Origin of the sequence: Streptomyces sp. NBC_00461 (assembly GCF_036013935.1) — a bacterium.
Lineage (GTDB): Bacteria > Actinomycetota > Actinomycetes > Streptomycetales > Streptomycetaceae > Streptomyces.
This window is the reverse complement of the sequence record NZ_CP107902.1, coordinates 466166-485233: the sequence shown is the minus strand read 5'-3', so window position 1 is coordinate 485233 and position 19068 is coordinate 466166. Positions and strand designations below refer to the sequence as shown.

Below are 19068 nucleotides of genomic sequence, written 5' to 3'. Positions count from 1 at the left end.
GGAGCGGCCAACGCCCCTTCCAGCGACTGCTTCTGGATCTGTAGACGGGCGAGTTCCCCTGCAGGCCCCGGGCCCTCGGTCGTGGCCTGGACGCTGTGTGCCGTACGGCTTGCGGGGACATGAGTTCTCCCCTCCTCGGCTCTTGTCGGCATCCAGTGCCGCGGTTCGAGAAAACACCGTCGAGTTCTGTCACAGGCGTCCGTGGGCCGCGGTCTATCAAGCAGAGATAGCGGAGCAACGGAGGCCATTGGTACATGCACCTCGAAGAGTCCCTCACCCCACCTGACGATCTCGACGAGGCCGTCGCCGTGTTCGTGCACCACCGCAGGCGGCTTTTCGGGATCGCCTACCGCATGCTCGGCAGCGCGGTCGAGGCCGAGGACGTGGTCCAGGAGGTGTGGCTGCGCTGGCAGATGACCGACCGCTCGGTGGTGGTCAACCCCGTCGCCTTTCTCTCGAGTGCGACGACCCGCCTGGCCATCAACGTCGCGCAGTCGGCGCGTGTGCGTCGGGAGACCTACATCGGGCCGTGGCTACCGGAGCCCGTCGACACGAGCGCGGACCCGGAGGTCGGCGCGCAGCGTGCGGAGGCCCTGGAGTTGGCGCTGCTGCTGGTGCTGGAGCGACTGAATCCCGTCGAGCGCGCCGCTTATGTACTGCGCGAGGCGTTCGACTACGCCTACGCCGAGATCGCCGACATGCTCGAGCTCAGCCTGGTCAACGTGCGGAAGATCGTCAGCCGTGCGCGTCGGCACCTGCTGGACGAGCAGCGGGGGAGTGTGGACGTGGCCGAGCACCGCCGCCTGCTGGACGCGTTCGTGTCGGCGGCTCGCAAGGGAGACGTGGCGTCACTGGAAGCCCTGCTCACTCCGGATGCCGTGAGTCTGTCCGACGGCAACGGCATGCGGGGCTGTGCTCGTGTGCCTGTGCTGGGGCGTGACCGTGTGGCCAGACTGTCGATCTATCGACAGCTTTGGAAGGGAGCCGTGCCCGAGCTCGTCGATGCCAACGGTGTTACGGGTGTGATGGTCTCCCGGGACGACCGGCCCCTCGCCTTTATGACGGTCGCCGCCTCGAAGGACGGCATTCACCAGGTGATGTGGGTGTTCTCCCCGGGCAAGATCGCCGCGTTCCTCGATTCGCGTCGCCGATTCGGGGTCCTCCCCGGCGCTGTGCCGGACGGTGTGTGAGGGCGGCGGCGCCGGTGTGCCGTTCGCTCCGCGGTCACGGACTGGAATCCGAGCCGGAATCATCGCGTGCGTGCGGCTGGTTCCAGGACCGGAGTTTGTCGGGGTTGAGCATGACCCAGGCCTGGGCGACGCGGTCGCCGGCGACATCGAGGCTGATGACGGCGGCGACCTGGTGGCCGTAGCGGGCCACGAGGCCGGTACGGCCGTTGACGGAATGGGTGGTCAGGGAGGTGCGTGGGCGGCGGGCCAGGAGCGTCAGCAGGCTGCCGGCTACCGGCTCCGTGCCGTGTACGGGCCCCGTCAACGCCCGTACCTTGCCGCCGCCGTCGAAGAACGCCGTGACGTCCGGACACAACAACGACGCGAGCAACTCGCCGTCCTCCGTGACACACGCCCTTCGCACGGCGTGGGCGACGGCATCGTGCTGTTGCGGCGTTGTGGAGTGGGCGCGCTGCAGCCGCAGCCACTGCCTGGCCCGTTCGGCGAGCTCGGCGAGCTCCGGCTCCGTGCGGCCCACGATGTCGGCGACCGTCCCGGGGGCCAGCCCGAAGGCGCGGAACACGAACGCCGCACGCTCGACCGTCGGCAGCGACTCCAGCGCGTTCAGCACGATCCGGCCCGCCGCCACCTCCACCTCCGCCGGCTCCGTAGGCGGTGCCGGGTGCTCTTCTTCCTGGCCGGCCGCACCCCAGGCGGGCATCGCGAGAAGGCCGAGGCAGATCGTGCCCACGGTCTTCGCCAGCCATGAGCGGGGAACGGTGATCTGCCGACGCGCGGCGTCGGACAGCCCATACCACCGGCGATAGGCCTCATCTACGATGCTTTCCGCCGCACTCCGATCGCCCAGCATCCAGTGGGCGACATCGAGCAGGAACCGACGCTCCTCCCACAGCTCGGAGATCGGCACCGCATCGCCCTGGTCCATACGGCCTCCTCCCTCCCTCTCGCTCGTACGACCCCGCACGGGGCAGGGGCGTCGGCTCAAACCGTAAGACCGGGAAGTCCCACGACTTGTGACACGGGCCGCAGCGGGCGGGTGTCACACATGCGGCCGGTGCGCGGTCTTATACGGCAGCGCCACATTCTTTCCTTGACTGCTGAACGAGGTGACCATGCCATGCACTGGCGTGAACAGGCAGCTTGCCTGCGCGTGGATCCCGAGCTTTTCTTCCCCATATCCAACAGCGGTCCGACACTTCGGCAGATTGACGACGCCAAGGCCGTGTGCGGCCGTTGTCCCGTGGCGCGGCAGTGCCTCGACTGGGCCGTGCGGGTGGGACAGGTGGACGGTATCTGGGGCGGCACGACGGAAAGCGAACGCCGAGCGATGCGGGGCCGCGAGCTCCCGCGCACACAACCCTGCATGAGCGATCTGTGATGGGCGGCAGCGGCAGCGGCATACGCAAGGGGGAAAGGGTCGCCGATTGGGCCGATGGACGCCTGGGCGTTCGCGGTCTGGTCAGAGGAAAAATGCGGCGGGTTTTCCCGGATCACTGGTCGTTCATGCTGGGGGAGATCTGTCTCTACAGCTTCATCGTTCTCGTCGTCACGGGCGTGTATCTCACGTTCTACTTTCATCCGTCGATGAAGGAGGTGCAGTACAACGGAAGTTACGCACCGCTGCGGGGGCAGATGGTGTCGGAGGCGTTCGATTCGACCATGCACATTTCCTTCGACGTCCGTGGCGGTCTGCTGATCCGGCAGGCCCACCACTGGGCGGCGTTGGTCTTCGTCGCCGCGATACTCGCCCACCTGATGCGGGTGTTCTTCACGGGCGCCTTCCGCAAGCCTCGCGAACTCAACTGGCTGACGGGATTCCTGCTGCTGGTCCTCGCCATGTTCGGAGGACTGACGGGATACGACCTTCCGGACGACCTGCTTTCCGGGACCGGGCTCGCCGTCGTGAACGGAACGATCCTTTCTATCCCGATCGTCGGAACGTACCTGTCGATGTTCCTCTTCGGAGGCGAGTTCCCGGGCAACGAGCTGGTGGCACGCTTCAACACCATCCATGTGCTGGTCATCCCCGCCCTCATGGTGGGACTGCTGACCGCCCATCTGGTTCTGATGCTCCACCACAGGCACACCCAGTATCCGGGCCCGGGGCGCACCAACAGCAATGTCGTGGGCGTTCCGGCCAAGGTGCGGGTCATCAAGTCCGCGGGCTATTTCCTCCTGGTCTCGGGCACCGTCTTCATCATCGCTGCGGTCGCGCAGATCAACCCCGTCTGGCGATACGGCCCTTACCGTGCCGACCAGGTTTCCGCCGGTTCGCAGCCCGACTGGTACATGGGCGTGGCGGACGGACTGTTGCGTGTGATGCCGGGGTGGGAAGTCGACTTCTGGGGTCACACCCTGGCGCTGGACAACCTGATTCCTCTGTCGGTGGGCGTCATCTTCTTTCTCGCCTTGGCCGCATACCCGTTCATCGAGGCCCGCGCGACCGGTGACCGACAGGACCAGCACCTTCTGGACCGGCCGCGCAATCGTCCGGTACGCACGGCACTCGGCGTCGCATGGCTCAGTTTCTATCTGGTGTCCTTGATCGGCGCCGGGAACGACATCATCGCCGTCCGTTTCCATGTCTCGGTCGAGTCGGTGACGTGGGCGGTCCGCATCGGCCTCTTCGTCGTGCCCGTGGTGGCCTATGTCGTGACGAGACGATTGGCGCTCGGCCTTCAACTCGGCGATCGGGACAAAGTGCTGCACGGACGCGAGACGGGCATCATCAAGCGCCTGCCCAACGGAGAATTCATCGAGGTGCACGAGCCGCTCGGCCCAGAACGACGCCAGGCTCTGACCCAGCACATCCCTTACCGGAAAGGCACACAGGTACAGGTCACCAAGCCAACCGAGCCGGAATACAAGGAGACAACCGGCGAGCGCCGCCACTGATGCGTCCGGCAAACGCCACCGCCGTCCTTGAGGAGGGGGCGGCGGCGTTCCGCGACGGTAGGAAACCGCCGCCAGCCCTCCGGTCCGGTCCGGCCAACCCAGCCCTTGCTTGGCCTATCGAGATTCGATAGATTCCCATCGCAACTCGATGGAAGGGTGAGTCATGGGAAAGCTGGCCGTGCGTGCGCTTCGCGCCGTGCTCGTGGTGGTGCTCGCCGGCACCGTGTTCGTACAGGCGTCGATGGTGTGGGTGTTGATCAGCGGGAACGACCCGGAGGACGGGTCGCTCCCGCTGACCCCGCTGCGCGTGATCACGATCCTGGGCATGGCGTCGGCCCAGGTCGCCCTGGTCAGCGTATGGCGGCTGGTGACGATGGTGCGACGCGGAACCGTGTTCTCCCACGCCGCCTTCCGGTACGTGGACGCCGTCATCGGCGCGATCGTGGCGGCTGCCCTCCTGTGGTTCACGGTCACCGCCGTCAATGCGCCGGGCCAGCGGGACGACCCCGGCGTCACCGTCATCATGGGCGGGGTCGGCCTGGCCATCCTGGGGGTCGCGCTCATCGTGCTCGTTCTGCGGATGCTGCTCGCCCAGGCCGTCGCGCGCGACGTCGAAGCGACGGAGATGCAGGCCGAGTTGGACGAGGTGATCTGATGCCGATCGTCGTCGACATCGACGTGATGCTGGCCAGGCGGAAGATGTCCGTGGGCGACCTCGCGGACCGCGTGGGGATCACGCCCGCCAACCTGGCGGTACTCAAGAACGGCCGCGCCAAGGCGGTGCGCTTCGCCACGCTCGCCGCGCTCTGCGACGTGCTCAAGTGCCAGCCGGGCGACCTGCTGCGCTGGGTGGCCGAGGATGCCGCGGGCGGATGACGTGGCCCACAGCGGGCGTGAAAACGCCGGGCGCCACCGACCCGTGACACGACGCACGGTCCACTGACGGGCGTACACAACAGGGCGGGGCGGCGACGAGACCGTCCCGCCCGCTCACCCCCAGCCACCGCCCGCCGCGCGCCGCCGGAACGCCACATGGCTGTGCCGGGCCCGCCAGGACGCCGGGGGCAAGGGGAAAGGGAGCTGCCGAAGGAGCCGCATGGCGGCGGCACCGTCGAGCCGGACGATCACGGGCTCGGGCGCTCACGGGGCGGCCTGACCGCCAAGCTGCACCTCGCCGTCGAACAGGGCCAGAAGCCCATGTCCATCGTGATCACGGCCGGGCAGTTCGGAGATTCCCCTGCAGGTCGAGCCGCTCCTCAACAAGATCCGTGTCCCGCGTCCGAGGCCGGGCAGATCCCGCACCCGGCCCGATCGCGTGCGCGCCGAAAGGCGTAAGCGATCGGGCAAGAACCGCGGCTTACGTGGCGGCGGGCCACCTATGTTCGACCCGCAGGAGCACAAGGCTCGGCACGCGGTCGAGTGCGGTGTCAACTGCCTCAGAAGGCGGCTGTGCGCGGCACGTTCGCGATTGGCTTGGCGGCCTTCAACGGTTCTCCGCCTCGAATGCCTGCGCGACGGCCAGGCTGTCCTCGTAGACATGGTGCCGGATGATTAGACCGTCTTCGACGGTGAGATGCAGAGCGAAACGCGCGTGATAGGCACGTCCGGTGGGCCGGGCGGTCTGTCGGATCTCGCCGAGCACGACCGCGTCGCTTCCGTCGACAAGGATGCGCTCGACCTCAGTCGCCACACGCTGCGGTACGTGGTACTCGGCCAGCTCGCGATAGTGGGCGGCCGCGTCGGCCCGGGTGGACCGGTGACGGATCCATGGCGTGGCAGCACGGCCGTGCTCCGCCTCCGGCCAGTCGAGCTTCCAATCGCCGTGCTCGGCATACAGTTCGGCGATGCGCTCAGGGTCGCCCTCGCCGATTCTGCGCAGTAACTCCTCAACTACAGTGCGTGTGTTCGTAAGTGCGGCTATGGACATGGCTGACCTCTCCGTTCTGGTCCGCGTCCTCCGACGCGGAGAGATCACCAATCCTGCCGGCGCGGGTACGCCTAGACGATTACCTCCGAGGTAAGGCAAGCGCATCGCCAAGATCCACTATCGACACACGTCCTAGGCAGGAGTCGCCTCGCCCGCGAGCCGAAGGGTGCGGATCTCCTTGCGGGAGGTGATGCCGAGCTTCGAGAACACCTTGCGCAGGTGCCATTCGACGGTGTGGGGGCTGATGAACAGCTGGGCGCCGATCTCTGGATTCGTGAGGCCGTCGCCTACGAGGCGGGCGATCTGCTCCTCCTGAGGCGTGAGGGGCTCGTGGGTCGCGGTCGGGCGCCTGGCCACCTTCGCCCCCGTGGCCTGCAGTTCGCGGCGCGCCCGCTCGGCGAACGCCTCGGCCCCGATGCTGCTGAGCATGTCGTGGGCCGCGCCCAGCTGGACACGGGCGTCGACGCGGCGGTTCTCGCGGCGCAGCCACTCGCCGTAGAGCAGCCGGGTGCGGGCAAGATACATGCGCATCTCGGTGGCGCCGAGCCGCTCGATCGCCTCACGGTAGAGAGCGTCGGCGCTGGGCCCCTCGCTCACCAGGGCACGGGCACCGGCGGCGGTGCCGAGAGCCCAGTCGGTGCCGCTGGCCTGCGCCATCTCGCCGATCCAGCGCACGCCCTCGGCCGCGTCCTCGGGTCTGCCCAGTCGTGCGGACGCCTCGACGAGCTCCATCGTCGACTGCAGCGACAGGCCGAATTCGTCAGGGTTCTCGCAACCACGCCGGGCGGCCGCGTAGGCCTCCTCGTACCGGCCGAGACCGTTGTAGAGCACCGCTGCCGCCCATTGCGTCGCGGTCTCCACCTTGCCTTCCCCACGCAGGAGGGAGTCCCGGGTGAGCGCTTCGATCGCCTGCCGGGTCGTGGACTCCCGGCCCTTCCAGGGCTCGACGACCAGCGCGCTGTAGTGCGCGAAGAAAGTGCTGCCGGTCGCTTCGCCGATCGCCGTGGCTTCCGCGACCAGGGCATGGGCGCTGTCGAGATCGCCGGCGAAGGCCCGGTTCGACAGCCGCAACAGCAGAGCCGACGGCAGCACCGACAGGGCGCCCGTCTCGCGGGCCAGGTCGACCAGCCGTGCCGACAGCACGGACCAGCTGGCGAAGTCCCACATGCTGTGGGCCAGACGACAGGCGAGCGGCAGCCAGCCGAGACCTTCGCGCCCCGAGACGCCGTCGGCGCGGTAGGCGCCGATCGCCTGAAGCAGCATCGGCGCCCCGGCCGCGTACCCCGCCGTGTACACCCGCGCCAGGCCGTCGAGGAGAAGATCGTCCCGCGTCGGCTCGGCGGGCTTCGGTGCTCTCAGGACAGCCTGGGCCACCTCGCGGATCCCGCTGCCCTCGGGCAGCCGGCCGGCGGTGAGCGCCGCGTAGATCGCGTCCCGGTAGGTCTCACGAGCCAGCCCGGCGTCGAGCGGCTCAAGCCGTCTGGCCGCCTGCAGCAGCAGCGGCAGGCCCGCGCCGGCGCTCCTGGACGCGGCCATGATCCGACCGTGCAGCAACGTCGACCGTGCGGCTCCCAGCTCGTCGAGGGGACCCAGCTCCGCCGCGTCCGCCAGTTCCCGCGCCGCGTCGAACGCGCCGGCCTGGTACTTGGCCTGCGCCGCGGCCAGCGCTCTCGCTCCGCGGCGCACGGGGTCGGGGGTCAGCTGGGCGGCCCGGTCCAGAAAGGCCGCCGCCGCGGCGACTCCGCCGCGTGCCTGCGCCCGGCCCGCCGAGCGCTCCAGCTCGGCGGCCACCCCCTCGTCGAGTCCCGTCGCTGCGCGCGCCAGATGCCACGCCCGACGGTCCGGATCCAGCCGGGCATCCGTCGCGTCCGCCAGCGCCTTGTGGACCGCGCGACGGTGTTCCGGGTCCGCCGCGCGGTAGGCCGCCGAGCGCACCAGCGGGTGCCGGAAGCGCACCCAGGTGCCCAAGGTGATCAAACCCGACGCCTCAGCGCGCACCGCGGCCGTGTCCATGGCGATGCCCAGCTGCTGCGCCGCACGCCGCAGCAAGGTCACGTCACCGACCGGCTCGGCGGCGGCGACGAACAGCAGGCGTCGCGTCTCGTCCGGGAGCGACTCGACGCGCCGCAGGAAGTCCTGCTCAAGCCGGTTGGCGAGGGGCTCTGCCTCGGGAGGCCCGAAGGCGCCGGCCGGATCCAACGCGATCAGCGCGCGCGGCAGCTCAAGCAGGGCCAGCGGGTTGCCCCGGGTCTCCGCGACGATGCGGTCACGCACGCGCCGGTCCAGCGGACCGGTGACGACCGAGGCGAGGAGCCGGCGGGAGTCGTCCTCGGACAACCCCGGCACAGGCAGCTCGGGCGTGCCGGTGAACAGCTCACCGGCGGAAGGCTCACGCACGGCGACGACGAGCACGACCGATTCCGCCAGCAGCCGGCGCGCGACGAACTCCAGCGCCTGCGCCGACACGTGGTCCAGCCACTGCGCGTCGTCGACGACGACCACCAGCGGCTCGTCCCCGCCGGCGTCCGCGAGCAGGCTCAACGTCGCCAGGCCCACGAGGAACCGGTCGGGCGTGGCGCCGCCGCGCAGCCCGAACGCCGTGCACAAGGCGTCGCGCTGCGGCTCGGGAAGGTTGTCGAGACCGGCCAGCAGCGGGGCGCAGAGCTGGTGCAGGCCGGCGTAGGAGAGCTCCATCTCCGACTGGACGCCGGCCGCGCTGACGGTACGGCATCCGGTGGCGCGCTCGATCAGGTACTTCAACAGCTCGGTCTTGCCGATCCCCGCCTCGCCGCGCACGACGAGGACCCCGCTCCGTCCGGCCCTGGCCTCCGCGAGGAGGTTGTCGAGGGCCTGGCACTCGCCTTGCCGCCCCAGGAGTCCCGCCCGAGAACCGCGGCTCGTCATGCGCAGCCTCCCTGTGCGGATACTCGAGGCCCGTCGGCCAAGGTGTTGCGGATCACTGCAGCCGTGGGACGACCGAGGCGAGCCGTGTCCATCGTAAAGGCGGGGGTAGCCGGCAACGTCCAAAGGTGAGCGAACTTGGCGGAACGAGTGCCGAGGCCTCCGCTGCGTCGCGCGTCGTGCGTCGTGCGTGCGTCGGGCCTGTGGCTCGCCGCCCGTCCCGAGGCGCTGCCCGCGGACCCGGTGGCCGGGCGGCTCCGGAAAGGTCCGCCATGAATCGGTCAAGGCACGACCACGGAGTCCACTACGGCCTTCCAAGGGCGCGCCGACCACTCCTGCGGCGCGAGTTTGGTGTCAGCGGACCTTTGGACCTTCCGTCCGCCGGCCCACGAGGACAGGAGCTGGGCGTGGACACACATCTGGCGGTAGCGAGGCAGGGCCGGGGGACGCCGGGCACGACGGCCATCCCGACGAACGTCGAGCTTGACCATGCGACAAGGGTGTTCGTCCGTGCCAGGCCGGGACTGTTCGACCTCGCCCACCGCATTCTGGGAAACGCGCAGGAGGCCGAGGACGTCCTTCAGGAGACATGGCTGCGGTGGCAGGGCACCGACCGTGCGGTTGTCTCGAATCCGTCCGGACTGCTCCGGACGACCACTGTCCGGCTGGCCATCAACGTCATTCAGTCCGCCTGGAAACGCCGGGTGGCCTGTGCCGGTCCCTGGCTCCCGGAGCGGGCGGACACGGGGGTGACCCCGGAAACGGTGGCCGAGCGGCAGGACGCCGTCGAGCGTGCGGTTCTGCTGCTGATGGAGAGGCTGACGCCGAGGCAGCGTGCCGCGTACGTCCTGCGAGAGGGTTTCGGCTACCCGTACGACCGTATCGCCGAGCTGCTGCATCTCAGCGTGGTCAACAGCAGGCAGCATGTCTCACGCGCACAGGAACGCCTGGTCAGCGACGGTCACCGGCAGCCGGTGGACTCCGTCGCGCATCGGCGCCTGGTGGAGGCGTTCTTCGCGGCGGCCCGCTCCGGTGATCTGGAACGGTTGGAAAGGGTGCTGTCCGCCGACGCGAACCACCGCCCATGATGTGTGCCGTTCTGGGCGGCCACGGGTCCGGCCTGACCAGCGGGTCCGGTCGGCCGGTCGGCCGGTCGGCCGGATCAGGGTCTCGCCCATTTCTGCGACATCCTCTTTCCGAAGGCGGCATTTCTTTTCCGAAAAGGGAAAAGGCGGGGTGGCCCTCCCCAGGACGGAAGAGCCACCCGAGAACCGGAATTACTTCTGCTGCGCGAGCCAGTCCGCGAACCTGGTGGCGGCGATGTGTGCGTCCGGCCCCGGCAGCAGCGTGTCCTCCTGCAGTTCGGCACCCCAGTAACGGGTCTGCGGGTCCGTGACGACCTTCCGAGGGTCGTTCTTGGCGGCGAGCGCCGTGCGGATGAACTCATCGAGCTGGAACGCCTCAGGGCCCGCGACCTCCACCACGCCACCCACCGGGGCGCCGACCGAGGTGCGGCCGACGGCCGCGGCCACGTCGTCGGAGACCATGGGCTGGATCTTGGCATCGGGCAGGTGCACGGTGTCACCCTCGGTGCAGCCGTCGGCCAGTCCCTTCGCGAACTCGAAGAACTGGGTGGCGTGGACGATGGAGTAGGGGAGGCCGGACGCCTTGATCAGCTCCTCCTGGACCTGCTTGGCCCGGAAGTACCCGCTCTCCTGGAGGCGGTCGGTGCCGACCACCGACAGGGCCACATGGTGTCCGACGCCGGCCTCGGTCTCCGCCTTCAGCAGGTTGGTCGTGGAGGTACGGAAGAACTCCATGACCGCCTCGTCCTCGAACGACGGGGAGTTGGAGACGTCGACCACGACCGACGCGCCCTGCAGGACCTCGGCGAGGCCCTCGCCCGTCAGCGTGTTGACGCCGGTGTTGGGCGCGGCAGCGACCGCCTCATGGCCGTTCTCCGTGAGCCTGGCGACCACCTTCGAGCCGATGAGCCCGGTTCCACCGATCACTACGACCTTCATGACGGGTTCCTCTCGGAGTTCTCAGATTCCTGTACTAGAAGTGACAGGACGGGAGGGCGATTTGTGACACCGAGTTGTTCGGCGAGGCTTCCCTGGGCCGAGACCTCCTCCATCAGGGCACGCCACGGAGCACGCAACGGATCCAGCCGACATATCAGGTCACGGCTGCGCGAGCCGTACGGCCAGCACGGAAGGATCCGGCCTTTCCGGCAGCGGAAGGAAACCGCGTTCCTCCAGCTCCGCGATCACCTCCCCGCGGGGCGCCGGCCACATCCAGAACGTTTCGTGGTGTCGGCGCAGCACACGCCCCTCACCGCACACCCAGTCGTCATCAGCGGGATACGCATGGACCGTGCGGGCTCCACCGCGTGCACGGGAACCCATGACTCAAAGAGACTCATCAGCGTGACCCGCTCGGTTCCGGCGCCGACATCCAGCACGCCGACACGGGCCCTGCCGACATCGTCGCGGTAGAACGCGCGCACCCGCGACTCGTCCCGCTCCGCCTGCAGAAGGTCGTAGAACTCCGCACTGATGGCATAGGCGTCCTGCTGCTCCCACCCGGCAGAGTCGACCGACAGCGGCCTCGCGACGGTCACCCGTGCCATCCGTACCGGTCGCGGGCCCGCACGACCGTCTCCGGATCGATCGCGCCGGCGCGCGCCAACCGGTCCAGGGCGGCGACGACGATCGACTCGGCATCCACACGGAAGTAACGGCGTACGGCATCCCGGGTGTCCGATGGTCGAGCTCACTCATGGCCGTTTCCTGTCAGGACGTGGGGCGTGGGGCGTAGGACGGGGACGGAGGCGTGGGGGACAGGAGAGGGCGGGGTCCTACTCCCCGGAGAGGGCGCCCTCACCGCGTGACTCCGCTGATGTCTTCGTGAGGTGGCGGTGACGCAGACCCCTCACGCCATCTACGACAGGGCACCTACCAACGTTGTGACGCGGTTTCGGTACCGGTACCGGTCTCGGTACCGGTCCCTGGTGTCACAGATCCACCGAGAGCCCGGTCATCACTGGAGACGGCCATGGCGGCCATGGCCCGGTGATCCAAGGGAGGTCGGCACAGTGTCGAACAAGGACGCAGAGCACGGCACCGGTCTGCAGACACGGCCAGAGGGATGGAAGACGGCGGTGAAGATGCTGCAGGACGCCGCGCCGCTCGCCATCCCCGACGGTGCCTCCGCGATGACCATTCTCGTGGAGTGGGAGCCCGGAGACCCGGGCAGCCCGCCGCACCGTCACCCCGGGCCCGCGTTCGGGTACGTGGTCGAAGGCGCGGTCCGTTTCGAGCTGGAGGGGGAGCCCGAGCGCGTGGTCGAGGCCGGCGGGACGTTCTGGGAGCCGGGCGGCGACGTGATCCACTACCAGGACGGCAACGCCCTGACGGATGCGCGGACCCGATTCGTCGTGACCATGCTCTGCGCACCGGGCAAGCCCATGCTCGAACTGGTCGAGGAGGAGGAACTGTCCAGGCGAGCCCACCTGCGCGCCCCGCGGCCCACCGGCTGACTGGCCGCTGTTCGCCCGTTCGCCCGTCTGCCCTGTCCGCCCCGTCCGGCCCGTCCAAGGCGGTTGTCAACGGAGCCTGTCCGCTCCGTGGGAGGGTGCGGTGAGGCATGAGCGCCCCTGATGTCGTGTACGGCATGCTGACAGTGCTGTTCGGGGCCGCGACCGTCCACGCGCTGCGGCATTCAGTCCTGTCCTGGAGTTCCGGATGGCTCAGCCGCGGAGACCATCTCCTGCACACCGTCATGGCCTTGGCCATGACGGTGATGCCGTGGCACTGGGGCGGCGAACAGTCGCCGCAGCGGCAGACGGTCTTCTTCGCGGCCGCTGCCCTGTGGTTCCCGCTGACGGCGCGGCTCAGTCGCCGGTGGCCCGGATCGGCCGACCTTGTGCGGAGGCCGCCGGACGCGGTCGGCATGGCCGCCATGGCTGCCATGGCATGGATGCCGGTGCGTCACGGCGGCTACACGGACGTACGGACCGGCGACGCGGTCACCGGCGTACTGACGCTGTGTCTCCTCGCCTGCGCCCTTCGGTCATTGACCCGGGACATGCCCGCGCTGCGCGGGGCTTCGGGCAGCACGGTCATGTCCACCAGCATCAGCGGGCCGTGCGACCGCTTCTGGCAGGGATCGACGGCCATGGGCACGGCCATCATGCTGCTCATGCATCACTGACCCCTCGCTGGTGACCCGGACAGACAGCACCAGCGAGGAGTGTCCGAGGAACAACTCAGCGGACGCACTGAGCGGTTGCCGAGTTCCGGGTAGGTGTACACCGCTCCAGGCGGGTCGAAGGGCTACCGGACCTGCTGGGCGCAGGCAGCGGGTCGCCCCTGCTACATCGGCGCTGCCTCGGTGCTACCTCAGCTGTGTTCTCCCGCCCCATTGTGTTGCGCCTTGTGCCCCTTTACTGTTCGGCTTTGCCTGAGTCTGTTTGACTCTGATTGCTCAGGCGGTAGGGAGGCCGCAGTGCGGGGTAATCGGATCGGTTCAGAAGGTGCGAGACCCGGTCGGCGCCGATGGTGGAGGGCGGCCCTCGCGGCCGCCGCGACCATCGCCCTGGCCGCAGGCATGACCGCGCCCGCCGCGGCGCAGGACGTCGGCGGGCAGGCACCTGCCGCCACGCCCGCCGCCAGTGCGCGGAAGCACACGGTGACTCTCGACGGCTACTCGTTCCTCGTCGACGGCAAGCGCACCTACCTGTGGTCCGGCGAGTTCCACTACTTCCGGCTCCCGAGCCCGGACCTGTGGCGCGACATCTTCCAGAAGATGAAGGCCGCCGGCTTCAACTCGACCTCGTTGTACTTCGATTGGGGATACCACTCGCCGAAGCCGGGCGTGTACGACTTCAGCGGCGTGCGCGACGTCGACAAGCTGCTCGACATGGCCCAGGAGGCCGGGCTGTACGTGATCGCGCGCCCGGCGCCGTACATCAACGCCGAGGTCGACAGCGGCGGTCTGCCCGGCTGGATGACCACCAAGGCCGGGCGCAACCGCAGTGACGACCCGCAGTTCCTGAAGTACGCGGATGAGTGGCTGACGCAGATCGACCGGATCATCGCCCGCCACCAGCTGACCAACGGCACCGGGTCGGTCATCGCCTACCAGGTCGAGAACGAGTACTACAACGGCTCGGCGGCCGGCCGCTCCTACATGAAGCACCTGGAGGACAAGGCCCGCGCCGACGGCATCACGGTACCGCTGACCGGCAACAACAACGGCACCTTCAACTCCGGTACCGGCGCCCTGGACGTCGACGGCCCGGACTCGTACCCGCAGGGCTTCGACTGCTCGAACCCCTCGAAGTGGAACGGCGTCCCCGACATCAGCTACGACCACCCTGCCGGCAAGCCGCTGTACTCGCCGGAGTTCCAGGGCGGCGCCTTCGACCCCTGGGGCGGACCGGGCTACGACAAGTGCGCCCAGCTGATCAACGACCAGTTCGCCAACGTCTTCTACAAGCAGAACATAGCCGTCGGCGCCACCGCGCAGAGCTTCTACATGACCTACGGCGGCACCAACTGGGGCTGGCTTGGCATGCCGGAGAACTACACGTCGTACGACTACGGCGCCGCCATCCGGGAGAACCGCCAGCTCGACCCGAAGTACGACGAGGACAAGCTGATCGGGTACTTCACCCAGTCCGTCGCCCCGCTGACCAAGACCGAGACGATCAGGGCCACACCGCCGGACGACTCCGCGGTCGTCGACACCGCCCGGATGAACCCCGACACCAAGACGCAGTTCCACGCCCTGCGGCACGGGAACTCCACGTCCACCGCGGTCGACAAGGCTCATATCTCGCTGGACCTCAACGCACAGCCGTCCACGGACACCACGTACACCTACGACGACCCCGACTCCGCGCTGCAGTACACCGGTTCGTGGTCGCACGTGGCCGACCAGAGTTACACCGGCGGCGACTACAAGCACACCGAGTCGTTCTCCAACAAGGCCGGCGACTCGCTCACCGTGCCCTTCGACGGCACCGCGGTCCGCTGGATCGGCCCGAAGACCAGCAACCACGGCAACGCCGACGTCTACCTCGACGGCACCAAGGTGGCGACCGTCGACGACTCCGGCAGCGAGAACCAGGCCGTGATCTTCCAGAAGACGGGCCTGACGGCCGGGGCGCACACGCTGAAGATCGTCGTCGGTGGGAACCACAGCTCGGGATCCACGGACAACTACGTGTCCATCGACGCCATCGACGTGCCGACGGGAACCGCCGCCTCGGAGCCCACCTACCCGGTCGTGCCGCAGCAACCGGGCACCGCGATCACACTCGACGGACGCGACGCGCATGTGATCGTGGCCAACTACCGGCTCGGGGAAGCGCAGTTGCAGTACTCGACCTCGGAGATCATGACCAGCGCGACCATCGGCAACCGGGATGTCGCCGTGCTGTACGGCGACCCGGGCACCGACGGCGAAACCGTCCTTCGCTACGCGTCCAAACCGACCGTGACCACCACCGGCGGCACGGCCACGACCTCCTGGGACGCGGCCACCGGTGACCTGCGGCTGAACTACACCCACAAGGGCCTGACCCGCATCAGCGTCAGCGGCGCCGGACAGCGCCCGCTGCTCCTGCTCGTCGGCGACAAGGCCATGGCGAAGACCTTCTGGCGTCAGGACACGGCGAGCGGCCCGGTGCTCGTGCGCGGCACCCACCTGCTGCGGACGGCGACCAGCCTGAACGACGGCCGCACCGTGGCCCTCACCGGCGACAACGCCGACGACAAGAACATCGAAGTGTTCAGCTCGGCTGCCCATGTCACCTGGAACGGCAGGCAGTTGGACGCCAAGGCCACCGACACGGCAAGCCGCACCGGGAAGATCCCGGTGGCCGCCCCGATACACCTGCCGACGCTGACCAACTGGAAGCACGCCGAGGAATCCCCCGAAGCGGCCCCCGGTTTCGACGATTCCAGCTGGCAGGTGACCGACAAGACAACCACCAACAGCGTCTCCGGCGTCAACTCGCTCCCGGTGCTCTACGCCGACGACTACGGTTTCCACACCGGCAACACCTGGTACCGCGGACGCTTCCGCGCCACCGGCAAGGAGACCGGCATCCACCTGGTCTCGGACTCCGGCGGAAATGCGCAGGCGTTCTCCGCCTGGCTGGGCGGCACCTTCCTCGGCAGCTCCACCACAGGCAGTGCCGACTTCACGTTCCCGACCGGTTCTGTGAAGTCCAAGGGCGACAACGTCATCTCCGTACTCACCGTGAACATGGGGCACGAGGAGGACTACAACTCGACCAACGGCAACAAGACCGCGCGCGGCCTGACCAGCGCATCCCTCGTCGGGGCTCCGCTGACCTCCGTCACCTGGCGGCTGCAGGGCGTACGGGGCGGCGAGGACCTCCAGGACACGGTGCGCGGCCCGCTCTCGACGGGCGGTCTGTACGGCGAGCGGGCCGGCTGGTCCCTGCCGGGCTACCCGGACAACAAGTGGAAGCGTGTGTCCCTGCCGACGACCGACAGCCGTCCCGGGGTGTCCTGGTACCGCACCGACGCCGACCTGGACCTGCCGCACGGCCAGGACACCTCGCTCGGGCTGACGTTCACCGACGACCCGTCACGCAAGTACCGTGCCACGATCTTCGTGAACGGCTGGCAGGTCGGCAACTACGTCAACTACCTGGGCCCGCAGCACACCTTCCCGGTTCCCAACGGGATCCTGAACCCGAACGGCCACAACAGCATCGCCATCGCCGTGTGGAACCTGGACGGCGGCACCGGCGGGCTGGGCAAGGTCTCACTCACCGACTACGGCAGCTATGCCTCGTCCCTGCGCGTCGCGCAGAACGACAGCCCCCGCTACGATCCCCGGACGTACGCGATGCCGAAACGTCCGGGTGCGGATGTCACCCTGGACGTCCCGGACACCGCTCAGTCAGGACAGCCCTTCACGGCCAAGGCGACGGTGCAGGTACCGAAGGACAGGCTCGCCGCCTCCCAGCTGACCGCCTCGCTGGCCGCACCCGACGGCTGGAACGTGAGCGCCCCGAGCCCAACGTCGGTCAAGCGCCTGCAACCCGGCCAATCAGCCACCTTCGCCTGGAAAGTCGAACCGCCCGCAGGGAAGCTGCCGTCCGCCTCGGCACTCACCACCACGGTGCACTACCGGCAGAACGGGCAGCAGGCCGCCGCCGGTGACGAGCGCATCGTCGGCGGGATCCCGCCCGCTCCGTCGGCCGGGAAGAACGCCGTGAGCGACCTGCCGTTCTTGTCGTCCACCAACGGATGGGGCCCGGTCGAGCGCGACAGCAGCGTCGGCGAACAGGCGGCCGGAGACGGCCGCCCGATCACCATCGACGGCACTGCTCACACCAAGGGCCTGGGCACCAACTCGGTCAGCGACGTCGAGCTCTACCTCGCCGGAAACTGCTCTCGGTTGACGGCGGACGTCGGCGTCGACGACGAGACGGGCGGTGCGGGCACGGTGACGTTCTCCGTGATCGCCGACGGCAAGACCTTGGTGACCACGCCGACGATCCACGGCAAACAGCCTGTGGTTCCGATCGACGTCGACGTCAGCGGCGCCCAACTGGTCGACCTCAAGGTCGGCGACGCCGGCGACGGCAACGGCAACGACCACGGTGACTGGGGGACACCGACGCTGACCTGCGGCTAGGCCCTGTCGTCAATTTCCCGTCTGCCTCGCGACGCCATGCACGACGACAGGGCCTAGGGACTGCCTGCAAGCAGACCTTGCCCAGAACAGAATCGATGCACTACGAGACCGTCGCGCCTTGTACGAGGCTTGTACGAGGCGCGGCGGTCTCGCCGTTCCTGCGTCGCACGGCCCTTTGATCATGTTGATCATGAGTTGGGGCTACGGTCCGTAGGTGTCAGTTCGTCACTTCCAGCTTGTCGACGCGGGGTTCACCCCGCCCTGGCCGACTGGTACCCGTTGAACCGGCGGGGGAGTGCGTTTGACGGCGCGGCTGACGACGGCCGTCTCGACGTGCGTGATGCCCAGGCCGACGAGGTCGCTGGAGAGGAAGCCGTACAGGGCCGTCAGGTCCGGGAAGTACGCGGCCGCGTGCAGGTTCGAGGGTCCCGATGTCGCGAACGCGCCGTGCACCGCGGGGTGGTCGGCCAGCGCCTGCCCGGCGGCGGCGAGGTGGTCGGGGGCCACATGCAGCAGGAGTTTGGCCTCGATGGGCAGCCCGAGGCGGCGCGGATCGACCAGGACCTGGGTGATCAGGCGGCCCTGGGTGGTCAGTTGGGCGAGGCGGCGGCGCACCGTGCTCTCCGGGTGCCCGGTGTGGGTGGACAGGGCCGCCGCGGTCAGGCGTGCGTCGGGGGTGAGGGCGTCGATGAGGGACTGCTCCAGGACATCGGTGTCGACGCCGTACGGGCCCGCAGAACCGGAAGCCGTCGCCGCGATGACCGGCTCGGCCGGGTTCAGCGCCGCACGTTCGGACGCGGTCAGCACCTGGTGACGCCACTCGGAGGTGAGCCGGAAGACGTGCAGGATCGTGGAACTTTGCACGGACGTGACCGCCTGGGTGGAGGGCAACTGCCGAAAGACCAAAGGGTCGCGTGAACCCGGCTCGGTGCGGGCAACCGCGAAGATCTCGTCACCCGAGGTGGTGACGTCGATGAACGGGATGTCCTCGCGCGCCGCGAGCGCGGCCACGATCGTGTCGAGCTTTCCCCGCAGGACCCGGATGCGGAGGAACAGGGCCCCGGCCGAGCCCCCGTTGCGCGGTCGCGCGACCGGTGAGATCACCACGCGTACGGTGCCGTCGGCGCCGAGCGCGTGCAAGCGGCGACGCACGGTGGCGGGGTTGAGCCCCAGCACGTGGGCCGCCCTCTCCGCGGTGAGGCGGCCGTCGCACTGCAGCGCGGCCACCAGCCGCTGATCCATGAGAGTCAGTACGGAATCCGCCGATGCACGCGCCATGAGAGCAAGTTTCGCTCATTCCGCCGCCGTACGGGGCTCATGTCGGGGACAGGTCCCCAAGCATGGATGGCATCCACTCCGTCCCGCCCCCGCCCCTCCCGGCCCGTCTCGTCCCGGCCGGGACGCGAGGCAACGTCGGCGGACCCGAGCCACGAAGGAGCAACCGATGACCCTCGACCCGTACATCTGGTT

At 68.8% G+C, this 19068-nt stretch carries 15 protein-coding genes; 9 read left to right on the top strand and 6 right to left on the bottom strand.

From position 1 onward, the window contains the following. Window positions 1-254 precede the first annotated feature (254 nt). Window positions 255-1190 (top strand): sigma-70 family RNA polymerase sigma factor, encoded by a 936-nt coding sequence (locus OG870_RS02370; protein WP_327690553.1) that lies wholly within the window; start codon window positions 255-257, stop codon window positions 1188-1190. A gap of 34 nt (window positions 1191-1224) precedes the next feature. Here OG870_RS02370 and OG870_RS02365 read toward each other — a convergent pair whose 3' ends face one another. Beyond that, window positions 1225-2115, bottom strand: coding sequence for an RNA polymerase subunit sigma (locus OG870_RS02365; protein ID WP_327690552.1), 891 nt, complete (start codon window positions 2113-2115; stop codon window positions 1225-1227). Between the two features lie 192 nt (window positions 2116-2307). Between OG870_RS02365 and OG870_RS02360 the strand changes: the two genes are divergently transcribed. The 4 genes from OG870_RS02360 (at window position 2308) to OG870_RS02345 (ending at window position 4961) form a co-directional block, all read left to right on the top strand. After that, window positions 2308-2568, top strand: coding sequence for a WhiB family transcriptional regulator (locus OG870_RS02360; RefSeq protein WP_266524751.1), 261 nt, complete (start codon window positions 2308-2310; stop codon window positions 2566-2568). Further along, the gene (qcrB, locus tag OG870_RS02355; RefSeq protein ID WP_266845284.1) at window positions 2568-4085 is read left to right on the top strand and encodes a cytochrome bc1 complex cytochrome b subunit; all 1518 of its coding nucleotides are present in this window, start codon (window positions 2568-2570) and stop codon (window positions 4083-4085) included. Before OG870_RS02360 ends, qcrB begins: the two co-directional genes overlap by 1 nt. A 163-nt stretch (window positions 4086-4248) precedes the next feature. After that, window positions 4249-4740, top strand: coding sequence for a DUF2975 domain-containing protein (locus OG870_RS02350; protein ID WP_266524755.1), 492 nt, complete (start codon window positions 4249-4251; stop codon window positions 4738-4740). Beyond that, a complete protein-coding gene (locus OG870_RS02345; RefSeq protein ID WP_266524757.1) occupies window positions 4740-4961 on the top strand; it encodes a helix-turn-helix domain-containing protein in 222 nt (73 codons plus the stop codon). The genes OG870_RS02350 and OG870_RS02345 overlap by 1 nt, the downstream gene beginning before the upstream one ends. Before the next feature lie 607 nt (window positions 4962-5568). On the opposite strand, the gene OG870_RS02340 is transcribed toward OG870_RS02345, so the two are convergent. Then, entirely contained in the window at window positions 5569-6012 is a 444-nt protein-coding gene (locus OG870_RS02340) for a nuclear transport factor 2 family protein (protein ID WP_266845282.1), read from the bottom strand. Between the two features lie 132 nt (window positions 6013-6144). After that, entirely contained in the window at window positions 6145-8916 is a 2772-nt protein-coding gene (locus OG870_RS02335; protein WP_266845280.1) for a helix-turn-helix transcriptional regulator, read from the bottom strand. A gap of 404 nt (window positions 8917-9320) precedes the next feature. Between OG870_RS02335 and OG870_RS02330 the strand changes: the two genes are divergently transcribed. After that, entirely contained in the window at window positions 9321-10001 is a 681-nt protein-coding gene (locus tag OG870_RS02330) for a sigma-70 family RNA polymerase sigma factor (protein ID WP_266845278.1), read from the top strand. 189 nt (window positions 10002-10190) lie between these two features. Here OG870_RS02330 and OG870_RS02325 read toward each other — a convergent pair whose 3' ends face one another. Together OG870_RS02325 and OG870_RS02320 are read right to left on the bottom strand one after the other, a co-directional pair. Further along, complete coding sequence (locus tag OG870_RS02325) at window positions 10191-10937, bottom strand: SDR family oxidoreductase (protein ID WP_266524765.1); 747 nt, start codon at window positions 10935-10937, stop codon at window positions 10191-10193. A 159-nt stretch (window positions 10938-11096) separates the two neighbouring features. Further along, window positions 11097-11321 (bottom strand): hypothetical protein, encoded by a 225-nt coding sequence (locus OG870_RS02320; protein ID WP_327690551.1) that lies wholly within the window; start codon window positions 11319-11321, stop codon window positions 11097-11099. Between the two features lie 761 nt (window positions 11322-12082). On the opposite strand from OG870_RS02320, the gene OG870_RS02315 reads away from it, so the two are divergent. The 3 genes from OG870_RS02315 (at window position 12083) to OG870_RS02305 (ending at window position 17598) form a co-directional block, all read left to right on the top strand. Beyond that, on the top strand, window positions 12083-12454 hold the full coding sequence (locus OG870_RS02315; RefSeq protein WP_266525801.1) for a cupin domain-containing protein: 372 nt from the start codon (window positions 12083-12085) through the stop codon (window positions 12452-12454). A 107-nt stretch (window positions 12455-12561) separates the two neighbouring features. Beyond that, window positions 12562-13128 carry a DUF5134 domain-containing protein gene (locus OG870_RS02310; RefSeq protein ID WP_266592764.1) on the top strand — a complete coding sequence of 189 codons (567 nt, stop codon included), beginning with the start codon at window positions 12562-12564 and terminating at the stop codon, window positions 13126-13128. A 294-nt stretch (window positions 13129-13422) separates the two neighbouring features. Next, a complete protein-coding gene (locus OG870_RS02305) occupies window positions 13423-17598 on the top strand; it encodes a beta-galactosidase (RefSeq protein ID WP_327690550.1) in 4176 nt (1391 codons plus the stop codon). Between the two features lie 225 nt (window positions 17599-17823). On the opposite strand, the gene OG870_RS02300 is transcribed toward OG870_RS02305, so the two are convergent. After that, window positions 17824-18876: an Lrp/AsnC family transcriptional regulator gene (locus tag OG870_RS02300; RefSeq protein ID WP_266592768.1), complete on the bottom strand. Its 1053-nt coding sequence runs from the start codon at window positions 18874-18876 to the stop codon at window positions 17824-17826. Window positions 18877-19068 lie beyond the last annotated feature (192 nt).

Coding starts and splice junctions, on each gene's coding strand:
- OG870_RS02320 (WP_327690551.1), bottom strand. CDS start 11,321: ATGGGTTCCCGTGCACGCGGTGGAGCCCGCACGGTCCATGCGTATCCC.
- OG870_RS02345 (WP_266524757.1), top strand. CDS start 4,740: ATGCCGATCGTCGTCGACATCGACGTGATGCTGGCCAGGCGGAAGATG.
- qcrB (WP_266845284.1), top strand. CDS start 2,568: ATGGGCGGCAGCGGCAGCGGCATACGCAAGGGGGAAAGGGTCGCCGAT.
- OG870_RS02300 (WP_266592768.1), bottom strand. CDS start 18,876: ATGGCGCGTGCATCGGCGGATTCCGTACTGACTCTCATGGATCAGCGG.
- OG870_RS02370 (WP_327690553.1), top strand. CDS start 255: ATGCACCTCGAAGAGTCCCTCACCCCACCTGACGATCTCGACGAGGCC.
- OG870_RS02325 (WP_266524765.1), bottom strand. CDS start 10,937: ATGAAGGTCGTAGTGATCGGTGGAACCGGGCTCATCGGCTCGAAGGTG.
- OG870_RS02365 (WP_327690552.1), bottom strand. CDS start 2,115: ATGGACCAGGGCGATGCGGTGCCGATCTCCGAGCTGTGGGAGGAGCGT.
- OG870_RS02310 (WP_266592764.1), top strand. CDS start 12,562: ATGAGCGCCCCTGATGTCGTGTACGGCATGCTGACAGTGCTGTTCGGG.
- OG870_RS02360 (WP_266524751.1), top strand. CDS start 2,308: ATGCACTGGCGTGAACAGGCAGCTTGCCTGCGCGTGGATCCCGAGCTT.
- OG870_RS02335 (WP_266845280.1), bottom strand. CDS start 8,916: ATGACGAGCCGCGGTTCTCGGGCGGGACTCCTGGGGCGGCAAGGCGAG.
- OG870_RS02315 (WP_266525801.1), top strand. CDS start 12,083: ATGCTGCAGGACGCCGCGCCGCTCGCCATCCCCGACGGTGCCTCCGCG.
- OG870_RS02350 (WP_266524755.1), top strand. CDS start 4,249: ATGGGAAAGCTGGCCGTGCGTGCGCTTCGCGCCGTGCTCGTGGTGGTG.
- OG870_RS02340 (WP_266845282.1), bottom strand. CDS start 6,012: ATGTCCATAGCCGCACTTACGAACACACGCACTGTAGTTGAGGAGTTA.